At 52.3% G+C, this 12,843-nt stretch carries 9 protein-coding genes; all 9 read left to right on the top strand.

Annotated features, from left to right (window positions below; genetic code table 11):
- Positions 1–563 precede the first annotated feature (563 nt).
- Positions 564–2,459, top strand: coding sequence for a DEAD/DEAH box helicase (locus FYJ73_RS14980; RefSeq protein ID WP_154535546.1), 1,896 nt, complete (start codon positions 564–566; stop codon positions 2,457–2,459).
- 115 nt (positions 2,460–2,574) lie between these two features.
- Positions 2,575–3,726 (top strand): redoxin domain-containing protein, encoded by a 1,152-nt coding sequence (locus FYJ73_RS14975; protein ID WP_154535548.1) that lies wholly within the window; start codon positions 2,575–2,577, stop codon positions 3,724–3,726.
- A 326-nt stretch (positions 3,727–4,052) separates the two neighbouring features.
- Entirely contained in the window at positions 4,053–5,231 is a 1,179-nt protein-coding gene (locus FYJ73_RS14970; RefSeq protein WP_154535547.1) for a TlpA disulfide reductase family protein, read from the top strand.
- A 5-nt stretch (positions 5,232–5,236) separates the two neighbouring features.
- Positions 5,237–5,776 carry an NUDIX hydrolase gene (locus FYJ73_RS14965; protein ID WP_154535545.1) on the top strand — a complete coding sequence of 180 codons (540 nt, stop codon included), beginning with the start codon at positions 5,237–5,239 and terminating at the stop codon, positions 5,774–5,776.
- A gap of 146 nt (positions 5,777–5,922) precedes the next feature.
- A complete protein-coding gene (topA, locus tag FYJ73_RS14960; RefSeq protein ID WP_154535544.1) occupies positions 5,923–8,256 on the top strand; it encodes a type I DNA topoisomerase in 2,334 nt (777 codons plus the stop codon).
- Positions 8,257–8,267: 11 nt separating this feature from the next.
- Positions 8,268–8,807, top strand: coding sequence for a shikimate kinase (locus FYJ73_RS14955; RefSeq protein WP_154535543.1), 540 nt, complete (start codon positions 8,268–8,270; stop codon positions 8,805–8,807).
- A gap of 29 nt (positions 8,808–8,836) precedes the next feature.
- Positions 8,837–10,729, top strand: a complete 1,893-nt coding sequence (gene speA / locus FYJ73_RS14950; RefSeq protein WP_154535542.1) for a biosynthetic arginine decarboxylase — start codon at positions 8,837–8,839, stop codon at positions 10,727–10,729.
- A gap of 86 nt (positions 10,730–10,815) precedes the next feature.
- Positions 10,816–11,592 (top strand): acetylglutamate kinase, encoded by a 777-nt coding sequence (argB, locus tag FYJ73_RS14945; protein WP_154535541.1) that lies wholly within the window; start codon positions 10,816–10,818, stop codon positions 11,590–11,592.
- Positions 11,593–11,627: 35 nt separating this feature from the next.
- Entirely contained in the window at positions 11,628–12,143 is a 516-nt protein-coding gene (locus tag FYJ73_RS14940) for an RNA polymerase sigma factor (RefSeq protein ID WP_154535540.1), read from the top strand.
- The last annotated feature ends 700 nt before the right edge of the window (positions 12,144–12,843 follow it).

Below are 12,843 nucleotides of genomic sequence, written 5' to 3'. Positions count from 1 at the left end.
GATTTACGCTTGTTTTAAATTGCAACACTAAGATAGGTGAAAAATCTGACATGGCAAAATCCTGAGCAACTTTTTGTTGCTCAGGAACTTATAAATAAAGTTAAATCAAAGTGTTGCGGAATTAAGGGTCTTAACAATTTCCGAATTTGGGTGTCCCCCACGCTGTTCTTTGCTTTATGTTGTACGTTTACATAAAATATGTAGCGTGGGTAAATGGAATAATTACTGGCACGGGATTAGGGTGGAAAAGATTTATTCCCATGCCAGGGTTAGGGCGGGGATAAACTCCGTCCCACGGTCTCACCGTATTCGGCGCCGTTAACAGGGTAATACTATCAAAACGATGTGGATGGCAACCGCCGAAATGAATTCGCTGAATGGCTACATAGCTTCATATTCTCCCTAAATAACCCTAAAAGAAACCAAGAAAGGCGGCTAAGTGCTACTTTTTTTGTAACTTTGCACCGATTTTATACGAATGGAGGAAGAGCGCCCGATAATTTTCAATGGCTGGGAGGGCGATTGATTCCTCATGCGTCATTGAAAATTTAAAGGTTTAAAGATTGAAGACATTTGAAGAATTGGGCGTCAGCGAAGAGATTCGCCGCGCCATCGAAGAGCTGGGCTTTGAGCAGCCCATGCCCGTACAGGAAGAAGTAATCCCTTATTTGCTCGGTCACGGCAACGATGTCATAGCATTGGCACAGACAGGAACAGGCAAGACAGCCGCCTATGGCATCCCCGTGTTGCAGAAGACCGACCCCACCAACAAAGCTACCCAGGCCCTCATCCTCAGCCCCACACGTGAGCTGTGCTTGCAGATTGCCGACGATCTCAACGCTTTTGCCAAGTATATCGACGGCATGCACATCGTGCCCGTCTACGGCGGAGCATCTATCGAGACACAGATCCATGCCCTGCGCCACGGCGTGCAGATCATCGTGGCTACCCCCGGCCGTCTCATCGATCTGATGAAACGTGGCGTGGCACAGCTCGACCAGGTCAACAACGTCGTGCTCGATGAGGCCGACGAAATGCTCAATATGGGCTTCTCGGAAAGCATCAACGAGATCTTTGAGGGCGTGCCCGCTGACCGCAATACCCTGCTCTTCTCAGCCACGATGAGCAAGGAGATCGAGGCCATCGCCAAGAACTATCTCCACGATTACAAGGAGATCGTCGTCGGATCGCGCAACGAAGGTGCCGAGAACGTCAACCACATCTACTATATGGTCAACGCGCGTGACAAGTATCTCGCGCTGAAACGTATCGTCGATTTCTACCCTCGCATCTATGCTATCATCTTTTGTCGCACGAAGATCGAAACGCAGGAAGTGGCTGATAAGCTCATCAAGGACGGATACAATGCCGAGGCGCTTCATGGTGACCTGAGCCAGCAGCAGCGTGATCTGACCATGCAGAAGTTCCGCAACCACTTGACACAGCTGCTCGTGGCCACTGACGTGGCTGCCCGCGGACTGGACGTCGACGACCTGACCCACGTGATCAACTATGGTCTGCCCGACGATGTGGAGAACTATACCCACCGTTCCGGTCGTACCGGACGCGCTGGCAAGAAAGGAACAAGCATCTCCATCATCCACTCGCGCGAGAAGTTCAAGGTGCGCAACATCGAGAAGATCATCGGCAAGGAATTTGTCGACGGCACACTGCCCACGCCTGAGGAGATCTGCAAAAAGCAACTCTTCAAGACCATGGACGACATTATGAAGGCTGATGTCGACGAGGAGCTCATCGCACCTTACATGGCTGAGATCAACCGACAGTTTGACTATGTCGACAAGGAAGATATTATCAAGAAGATGGTGAGCATCACCTTTGGCAAGTTTCTTGACTACTACAAGAATGCGCCCGAGATTGTCAAGCCCACCACAAGGGGCCGCGACAAGTCGGAACAGGGCGACCGCAGCGGACGTGGCGGCAAGGGCACACGCGACCGCAAGCGCGGACCGCGTCAGGCAGAAGCCGGCTATCGCCGTCTGTTCATCAACCTTGGCAAGCAAGATGGCTTCTATCCGGGTGAGGTCATGCAGTTTATCAACAAGCATATCCATGGTCACCAGGAGGTGGGGCATATTGATCTGCTGCAGAAGTTCAGCTATATCGAGGTGCCCGAGGGCGACGCCCAGCGTGTGATGCGCGCTTTGGACGGCACAGCCTACAAAGGCCGCGAGGTACGCTGCAACGATGCTGATGAGAGCGGACACGGACGCTCGGCACGCGGCAGCCGCACCGGCGCAGACAAAGGAGACCGCAGCTATGGTAAGGGAGCGCGCGGCAAAGGACGCCAAAGCACCAAGACGCACGACGATGACAGCCGTCGCGGACGCGACGATTGGAAACAGCTCATGGCCGACAGCCGCAATATCAAGTTGCGCGGCGAGGTTCCCGACTTCAGCGAAGAAGGTTGGGCACGCCGTCGCCCCAAAAAGAAATAAGGCTTTTTTAACAGGCAAAGGGTACCCTTTTTACCTTTTAATGCGTCTCTATAAAGTAAATCGTTACTTTTAGATCATAAAGAAGATTATTATTCACAACTTGAAAACAAATATGATGAAAAGCATTTTGTGCAGCCTGGCCCTGATGGCCATGGCCTGCGTGCCCGCTATGGCACAGAAGAAAGCCGCAAGTGATGCCGTTCACTTCAAGGGCGATGTCAAGGGAGTCAAGGACACACTGCTGGTGATCGTGCCGCAAGGTGACCAAAAGGCAAAGACCGATACGGTGCTGGTAAAGAATGGCAAGTTCGACTTCACGGTACATGTGAGTGAGCCGACCGACATCCGTGCCTATACGCCCGGCAGTCTGCGTGGTACAGAGCGCGCCGGTTTCCAGGTGATCGCCGTTCCCGGCGAGAGTGCTGTGGTGAGCGGCGACCTTACTTCCAACTACTATCTCACGGGATCTAAGTTCTATCAGCAGTTCAACGAGGTGGACCGTATGATAGAGACCGCCCAAAAGCCCATGCAGCAGTTGGTCGACAGCCTGCAGGAGCGTCTGAAAGCTGGTGAGAGTCAGGAAGCCGTGATGAAAGTCTATCAGGAGAAAGGCGGACAGCTCCGCCAGGACATGCGCGACAAAATGCTGAACTTCATCAAGCAGCATCCCGACAACGAGGCTTGTGCTTATCTGATTCCTCAGATGGGAGAGCTGGGATGGATGCGTGATGCCGTGAAGTTGCTCTCTCCCGCTGTACGCGACGGCCGCATGAAGAGCTATTACACGGGCATCATGACCGCTTTGGAGAACGAGGCAAAGGCTGAGGCTGAGGCTGCAAAGAAGCAGGCATCAGGTATCGCTGCTCCCGACTTCACCCTCAATGACATCAACGGCAAACCGCTGAGTCTCTCCAGTCTGCGTGGTCAGTACGTGATTCTCGACTTCTGGGGCTCTTGGTGTGTATGGTGCATCAAAGGCTTCCCCGAGATGAAGGAGTACTACAATAAGTATAAGGGTAAGTTCCAGATCCTCGGTGTCGACTGCAATGACACACAGGAAAAGTGGAAAGCTGCCGTGCAGAAGCATGAGTTGCCCTGGCTCCACGTCTTTTGTCCACGCGACAACCGCCAGATCTTGAACGCTTACGGCATCCAGGGCTTCCCCACAAAGATTCTCATTGATCCGCAGGGAAAGATTGTGAAGACCGTCGTGGGCGAGGATCCCGCTTTCTATACATTGCTCGACGAGACTTTTGGCAAGAAATAACGCAAACGTCATCAGACAGCAGAGAGGCCTTCATCAAAGAACAACGAGGCTCTCTACAAGAAATAACAAGGCGTTCAGCAGCAGGTAATTGAAGAAGCCTGTCAATATTTGGAAGCCGCCGGAGAAGAATGTTCTCCGGCGGCTTCTTGCTTTTCTTGGTGTCGGCAAACCATGCGATTGTCCTTGGCACAGCTTCCGTTGGTCAGCTTTCGCTGCTTCCTTTATGGTGTATATAGCCATTTTCTTCCGCAAATAGACGTGAAATCCAAAAAAAATATGTAAGTTTGCAAGTTGAAAACCAAGAAAACAAGTTATCGCATTATATGATGAAAACAAACAAGGTACTCTCGGCGGTGCTGATCGTTCTTGCCGCTTTGGCACTCGCCTCTTGCACTGGAAAGAAATTCCACGTCTCTGGTGTCATCACAGACGCTAAAGACTCGTTGCTCTATTTCGAGAATATGAGCCTCAATGGACCGGTGACTGTAGACTCTGTGAAACTCGACAAGGACGGCTCGTTCTCCTTTGACGGCAAGGCACCGGACGCCCCAGAGTACTATCGGCTGCGTATCGCGCGGCAGATCATCAATATTGCTGTCGACTCCACAGAGAATATCTCTGTGAAAGCTTCTTATCCGACGATGTCCGCGCAGTACGAGGTGAAAGGTTCCGATGACTGCTCGAAGATGAAGGAACTGGCGCAGATGCAGTTGGGATTGCAGGCTTCGATCAACGCCATCCAACAAAACCCCAACCTGTCTTACGACCAGGTCGACGCTGCCATTCAGCAGACCTTGGCCAGCTATAAAGATAAGGTGAAGCGCCAATATATCTTCACCGCACCGATGAAAGCCTACGCTTATTTCGCACTCTTCCAAACGGTCAACGTCGGTAATCAGACGGTGCTTATCTTCGATCCACGTAGCAAGAAGGAAGACGTGCAGGTCTTCGCCGCCGTTGCAACAAGCTGGGATACCTACTATCCTAAGTCGGAGCGTGGTGCCAACCTCCACAACATCGCCCTGCAAGGCATGAAGAATGTGCGCATCATCCAGGCCGAGCAGGCTCAGGGACAGATCGACGCCAGCAAAGTACAGACCACGGGCGTGCTGGAGATTGCTTTGCCTGACCGCGAGGGAAATATCCGCCGACTCACTCAGCTCAAAGGTAAGGTGGTGATGCTCGACTTCCACATGTTCGCCGCCAAGGGCAGTACCGAGCGCATCATGCATCTGCGCGACCTCTATAACAAATATCACGCCCAGGGCTTCGAGATCTATCAGGTCAGTCTCGATACCGACGAGCACTTCTGGAAGGAAAGCGTGGCTGCCCTGCCATGGATTTGTGTCCACGACAGCGATGGGCCAAACTCGCAATTTGCCTCGCAATACAATGTGCAGACCGTGCCGACCTTCTTCCTCATCGACCGCAACAACGTGTTGCAGAAGCGTGATGTGCAGGTCAAGGACCTCGACGCCGAGATCAAGAGCCTGCTGGCTAAGTAACGGTTATGCACGTTCTTGACAAATTTCGCTATTGTCCCGTCTGCGGCTCTGCCGACTTTGAGCCCAGCACGGTGAAGAGCAAGCGTTGCCGGCACTGTGGTTTTGAGTATTTCCTCAATCCCAGTGCCGCCAACGCTGCGCTGATTATGAACGGTCGTGATGAGTTGCTCGTCATCACCCGTAAGAACGATCCCGCCAAGGGAACGCTCGACTTGCCCGGCGGTTTCTACGATATGAACGAGACTGCTGAACAAGGTCTCGCGCGTGAGGTGAAGGAAGAGACGGGCCTCACCGTCGTTTCCTCACGGTTGCTCTTCAGTTACCCCAATACCTATCTCTATTCCGGCTTCACCGTTCACACGCTCGACTTCTTCTTTCTCTGCCGTGTGGAAGACTTCACTGTTTTGTCGGCACACGATGATGCCGCCGGCTATGAGTGGATCGCCGTCAAGGAGCTGCGGCCCGAACGCTTTGGGCTGGATTCTATCCGCCGTGCGGTGACCCGCTTCCAGCAGGACTTTGAGACTGGAAAACTCGGTTTTTAATAAAAAAGTTACATGGATGTAACTTACATTTATGTAACTTTTTGCATCGGTGTCTCTTAAAAATTCTAAAATCATACATATATAATAAGGTGTAAGACAAAGTTATTATTACTTTTGTCCCCGACATTATATAACTACACGCAAGCATGCAAGATAACTTAGTCATTGTAGAGAGCCCTGCTAAGGCCAAGACGATTGAGAAATTCCTCGGCAAGGATTATAAAGTGATGTCTTCCTACGGACACATCAGAGACCTAAAGAAGAGTGGGCTTAGTATCAACGAAAAGACGTTTGAGCCTGACTATGAGATACCAGAGGATAAGAAGAAAGTTGTAGCAGAACTCAAGAAAGATGCCAAAGCTGCCAAGAAGGTGTGGCTCGCATCCGATGAGGATCGCGAAGGAGAAGCCATCAGCTGGCACCTCTGTGAGGTGCTCGGACTCGATGAGGAAAAGACTTCGCGTATCGTCTTCCATGAGATTACCAAGCCTGCTATCCTTTATGCTATCGAGCATCCACGTCATCTCGACATGAACCTCGTCAATGCACAGCAGGCCCGGCGCGTGCTGGACCGTATCGTGGGCTTTAAACTCTCACCGGTATTGTGGCGAAAAGTCAAGCCGTCGCTGTCGGCAGGACGTGTACAGAGCGTGGCCGTCAGACTCGTCGTAGAGCGTGAGCGTGAGATACAAGCCTTCAAGAGTGAGCCGTACTACCGTGTTACTGCCATCTTCACTCCCGTAAATGGTGATAACCTCGGCGTGGAGGTCAAAGCTGAGCTCGATAAGCGCTTTGCCACACACGATGAGGCTCTCGACTTCCTTAACCGTTGCAAGGACGCTGTCTTCACCGTGGGCAATGTGTCGAAAAAACCGTTGAAGCGCTCGCCCGCGCCTCCTTTCACGACTTCTACCTTGCAGCAGGAAGCTGCCAGAAAGCTGGGGTTCACCGTGTCGCAGACCATGCGCATTGCACAGCAACTCTATGAAAACGGACGCATCACCTATATGCGTACCGACAGCGTCAATCTCTCGGCACTCGCCATCAACAGCAGTAAGGAGACGATCTCCAAACTCTTTGGCGAGCAGTATAGCTCTCCCCGTAACTTCCATACACAGTCCAAAGGGGCACAGGAAGCCCATGAGGCTATTCGACCTACCCATATGGAAAACGCCACTATTGACGGTACGGCACAGGAGAAACGTCTCTACGACCTGATCTGGAAACGCTCCGTTGCCTCCCAAATGGCTGAGGCACAGATCGAGAAAACCACGGTTAACATCAATATCGGCGGGCAGCCCGAGAAGTTCGTCGCCCGCGGTGAGGTCATTGTCTTCGACGGTTTCCTGAAAGTCTATAAAGAATCGACCGACGACGACGAGCAGTCTGAGGAGTTCGCTTCCCTGCCCGCACTGCAAGTGGGCGAGCAACTCTCCCGCGAAACCATTGCTTCTACGGAACGCTTCTCTCAGGGACCGTCACGATATACCGAGGCCAGTCTCGTACACAAACTGGAGGAACTTGGTATCGGACGCCCTTCTACCTACGCGCCGACGATTTCTACGATCCAGCAGCGCGACTATGTGGAGAAAGGCGACAGGGGAGGCAAAGAGACCAAATTCACTGTTGACATTTTGAAAGGCAACCAAGTGGAGTCGACAACAAAGACAGAGTTTACCGGTTCGGAGAAAGGAAAGCTCATCCCCACCGACATTGGCATCGTGGTCAACGACTTCCTCTTGCAGAACTTCCCCGAGATCATGGACTACAACTTCACGGCGAAAGTCGAGAACCAGTTCGACAAGATCGCCGAGGGCAAGGAGGAATGGAAAGACATGATGAGCAAGTTTGACAAGCCCTTTGAGAAGACTGTCGATCAGGTCATGCAGTCGCGTTCTGAGCATAAGGCTGGCGAGCGTATTCTCGGCAAGGATCCTAAGACTGGCAGAACTGTGCTGGTGAAGATCGGAAAGTTTGGTCCGCTGGCTCAGATCGGTACGGCCGACGACGACGAGAAGCCGCGTTTCGCGCAGATCCCCAAGGGCAAGAGCATCGAGACCATCACGCTCGATGAGGCTCTGGAACTGTTTAAGTTGCCACGGGAACTCGGTGAGTTCGAGGGCATGCCGGTCACTATTGGTGCCGGACGCTTCGGACCTTATGTACAACATAATAAGAAGTATGTCTCATTGCCCAAGGAAGATGACCCGATGACGGTCACTCTTGACCATGCTATCTCACTGATTCTCGCCAAGCGGCTGAAAGACCGTGAGCGCGAGATCAAGACTTTTGAGGAAGACGACCGGTTGGAGCTGCTTAAGGGACGTTTTGGCCCTTACCTCGCTTTCGACGGAAACAACTATCGTATCGACAAGAGTCTCCACGACCGTGCGCTGGCCGGAGACCTGAGCTACGACGAGTGCATGGAGATCATCAAGAACGCACCGGAGCCAAAAGCCAAGGCAAGAAAGAGAAAATAAACGTTTAGCTGATGGATACACCTGTTCGCATCATCCTCGTGGGCTACATGGGCTCAGGAAAGACAACGGTCGGCAAGGCGCTCGCCAAATCATTGGGCCTGCCCTTTTATGACCTTGACTGGTACATAGAAAGCCGTATGCGCAAGACCGTCAAACAACTCTTTGACGAGCGGGGCGAGGACGGCTTCCGACAAGTAGAGCGCAACATGCTCCATGAAGTCGCTGAATTTGAGAACATCGTACTGAGTTGTGGCGGCGGCACACCGTGTTTTTTCGACAATATGGACTACATCAACCAGCAGGGAGAATCGGTCTATCTCAAGTGCACCACTGATGTGCTCGTACAACATCTGAAGATGGGAAAGACCGTCCGCCCGCTCTTACTCAACAAAACGCCCGAGGAGGTCGTCGCATTCATAGAGCAGCAGCTCTGCCAGCGCGAGCCTTTCTACACAAAAGCAAAGCACACGCTCGACGTGAGCCTGATGGATAATTTCGACAAAATACAGATTACAGTAGAGCAACTGAAACAACAACTCGGCTTGCCATGAGCCGGCAATAAATTAACTACGCTGATTAGATGAAAAAATGGACCATCGACGACTCCAAGGAGTTGTACAATATTAATGGTTGGGGTACTTCTTATTTCGGAATAAACGATAAGGGTGATGTCTATGTCACGCCTTGCAAGGACAACACGCAGATCGATTTGCGCGATGTGATGGACGAGCTCGCCTTGCGCGATGTCACCCCGCCGGTGTTGCTCCGCTTCCCCGATATTCTCGACAACCGCATTGAGAAGATGGCTGAGTGCTATGAGAAGGCAAAGAAAGAGTACGACTTCAAAGGACAGAGCTTTATCATCTATCCTGTTAAGGTCAACCAGATGCAACCTGTCGTCGACGAGATTATCTCTCACGGACGCAAGTTCAACCTCGGTCTCGAAGCTGGTTCCAAGCCGGAACTCCACGCCGTCATTGCCGTGCAATGCAAGAGTGACTCGCTTATCATCTGCAATGGATATAAGGACGAAAGCTATATCGAGCTCGCCATGCTGGCGCAGAAACTTGGCAAGCATATCTTCATCGTGGTGGAGAAACTCAATGAGATCGATGTCATCGCAAAGACGGCTAAGCGACTGAACGTAAAGCCCAACATCGGTATCCGCATCAAACTTGCTTCCTCAGGATCGGGCAAATGGGCCGAGAGCGGCGGCGACGCTTCTAAGTTCGGATTGACTCCTATGGAGCTCTTGCAGGCTTTGAAGAAACTCGACGAAGTAGGACTGCACGACAGCGTGCGCCTGATCCACTTCCATATCGGCAGTCAGATCACCAAAATCCGCCGTATTCAGAACGCGCTCACAGAGGCTGCTCAGTACTACAGCAACCTGCGTCGCATGGGCTACAACATCGAGTTTGTCGACTGTGGTGGCGGTCTTGGTGTTGATTACGACGGCACACGGTCGAGCAACTCCGAGAGTTCGGTCAACTACTCCATCCAAGAGTATATCAATGACTGCGTTTACGCTTTCGCTGATATCGCCAACCGCAACAACATTCCGCACCCGAATATCATCACCGAGAGCGGTCGTTCGCTGGCTGCCCACCACTCGGTGCTCATCCTCGACGTGCTTGGCGCTGCCTCACTGCCCGAGATGCCTGAGGAATTCGAAGCCAAAGAATCGGACCATCAGCTCGTGCGCGACCTCTATGATATATGGTGCAACCTCAATCCAAAGTCGATGCTTGAGGACTGGCACGACGCTGACCAGATCCGTGAAGACTGTCTCGACATGTTCGCCCACGGCATGGTCGACCTCAAGACGCGCGCTGAGGTGGAGTCGATGTATTGGAGTGTATGCCATGAGATCAACTCTATCGCCAAGACGCTGAAGCATGTGCCCGACGAGTTGCGCGGTCTTGACAAGCTCTTGGCCGACAAATATTTCTGCAACTTCTCGCTTTTCCAGAGTCTGCCCGACTGCTGGGGCATTGACCAACTCTTCCCCATCATGCCCATTGAGCGGCTCAATGAGCGTCCCACACGCAACTGCACTTTGCAGGATATCACCTGTGACAGCGACGGCAAGGTGGCCAACTTTGCTGTCAACGGCACGCAGTCGAACGTGCTCCCCGTGCATGCGCTCAAAAAGGATGAGCCTTATTATATCGGTGTCTTCCTCGTGGGCGCCTATCAGGAAATCCTCGGCGACATGCACAACCTCTTCGGAGACACTAATGCCGCGCATATCTCGGTGAAGAACGGTACCTATAGCATCGATCAGATCATCGATGGTGAGACCGTCGAGGAGGTGCTGGAATATGTGCAGTACAACCCCAAGAAGCTCGTCCGTCAGTTGGAGCAGTGGGTCACCAAGAGCGTCAAGCAAGGCAAACTCTCGCTTGAGGAGGGTAAGGAGTTCCTCAGCAACTACCGCTCGGGACTCTATGGCTACACCTACCTGGAGTAAGATCAGACATGCCGTCCCCATGTTTCTGTGTCAGACAGAGGCATGGGGACGGCTGATAAATACTAATTTTGATGATTGTATAGAGAATGGAACAAGTGACAGTCATAAAAGTGGGCGGTGCCATCGTGGAGGACGCTGAGCGCCTGGCCCAGTTGCTCGACCGCTTTGCAGCTTTGCCGGGACAGAAGGTTCTTGTGCACGGTGGAGGCCGCCGCGCCACCAAGGTCGCGTCAGCCTTGGGCATAGAGAGCAAGATGGTGGAAGGCCGACGTATCACCGATGCCGAGATGCTCGAAGTGGTGACGATGGTCTATGGTGGTCTGGTCAACAAGAACATCGTGGCACAGTTGCAGTCTCGTGGTGTGAATGCCGTGGGACTGACCGGTGCCGACATGAATGTGATCCGCAGCCATAAGCGTCCGAAGAAAGACGGCGTGGACTATGGTTTTGTCGGTGACGTGGACAAGGCCGACGGTCATCGCCTGCTCAGTCTGATTCGCGGCGGTCTGACGCCTGTCATGGCACCGTTGACCCACGATGGAATGGGGCATATCCTCAACACCAATGCCGACACCATTGCCGCCGAGACGGCGAAAGCCCTGGCCCGGGAAGGTGCGTCGACAACACTTGTCTACTGCTTTGAGAAAGCCGGCGTGCTGGCTGACCCCGACGACGAGGGCAGCGTCATCAGCACGATCAACCACGACGAGTTTGTGAGACTGGTGGCCAACGGTACGATCAGCGGGGGCATGATCCCCAAGATCACCAACGCTCTGGCTGCCGTAGACGCTGGTGTGGAACGTGTCATCATCACCAAGGCCGAGAACATCGGCACCTCTACGGGTACTGTCATCACCCGATGAACCACAGAAACGCTTGTTAAGAGAAAACCGCAAGAATGAAAATAGATTTCCGTAACGACATTCTGCCGCTGAAAAATCAGCTCTATCGTCTCGCGCTGCGCATCACGCTCGACAGTGCCGAGGCCGAGGATGTCGTGCAGGAAACGCTCATCAAGGTATGGAACAAGCGCGACACATGGGAGGAAATCGACAACATAGAGGCTTTCTGCTTTACCGTTTGCCGCAATCTTTCACTCGACAGTGTGAAGAACAAACGCAGCCAGACCGAGAGCCTCGACGACAAACCTGTGGAAAAGCCCGACAATACCTTCAACCCTTCTGACAAAGTTATAGAGAAGGATCAGGTGAGCATTGTGCGGGAAATTATCGACAGCCTGCCGGAGAAGCAGCGGGAATGCATCCAGCTGCGCGACTTCGAGGGCAAAGCCTACAAGGACATTGCGGCCCTGCTCGGCATGACAGAGGAACAGGTAAAGGTCAATATCTTCCGTGCCCGTCAGGCCGTCAAACAGCGTTTTCAGGCGATAGACGGCTTTGAGGCACGAGGCTGAGCCGTGCATCTCATGATGCTGTTGCTTACAGTTTGATGTAACTATTCTGGAATTCTTTTCGGCGGTTGGCATCAACATCGTTTTGGTAGTATTACCTTGTTAACGGTGCGGCAGGCGGTGAGAACGTGGGGGCGGGGTTTATCCCCGCCCTAGCCCCGCAAATGATATACAAACATGTGGTACAGGAGGGTGGAATGATTACCGTCACGGGGGTTAGGGCGGGGATAAACCCCGCCCCTACGGTGGATGATGTCACTACCGATGGAGAAGTTAGCAAGTAGTTATTAGTTAGAAGTAAGTTTTTTACTGCATTACCTTTTTATTTTCTGCCTTTTGGCCTGCATCCGCTGAGTAGTTACAGTTTGATGTAACTATTCAGGAATTCTTTTCGGCGGTTGGCATCAACATCGTTTTGGTAGTATTACCTTGTTAACGGTACCGCATGTGGTGAAACCGTAGGGGCGGGGTTTATCCCCTCCCTAACCCCGCAAATGATATACAAACATGTGGTACAGGAGGGTGGAATGATTACCGTCACGGGGGTTAGGGCGGGGATAAACCCCGCCCCTACTTTGGATGATGTCACTACCGATGGAGAAGTTAGCAAGTAGTTATTAGTTAGAAGTAAGTTTTTTACTGCATTACCTTTTTATTTTCTGCCTTTTGGCCTGCATCCGCTGAGTAGTTACAGTTTGATGTA

Origin of the sequence: Hallella mizrahii (assembly GCF_009695775.1) — a bacterium.
GTDB classification, from domain to species: domain Bacteria; phylum Bacteroidota; class Bacteroidia; order Bacteroidales; family Bacteroidaceae; genus Prevotella; species Prevotella mizrahii.
Note: the sequence above shows the minus strand (reverse complement) of the source record. Positions and strands in the feature narration are given on the sequence as shown.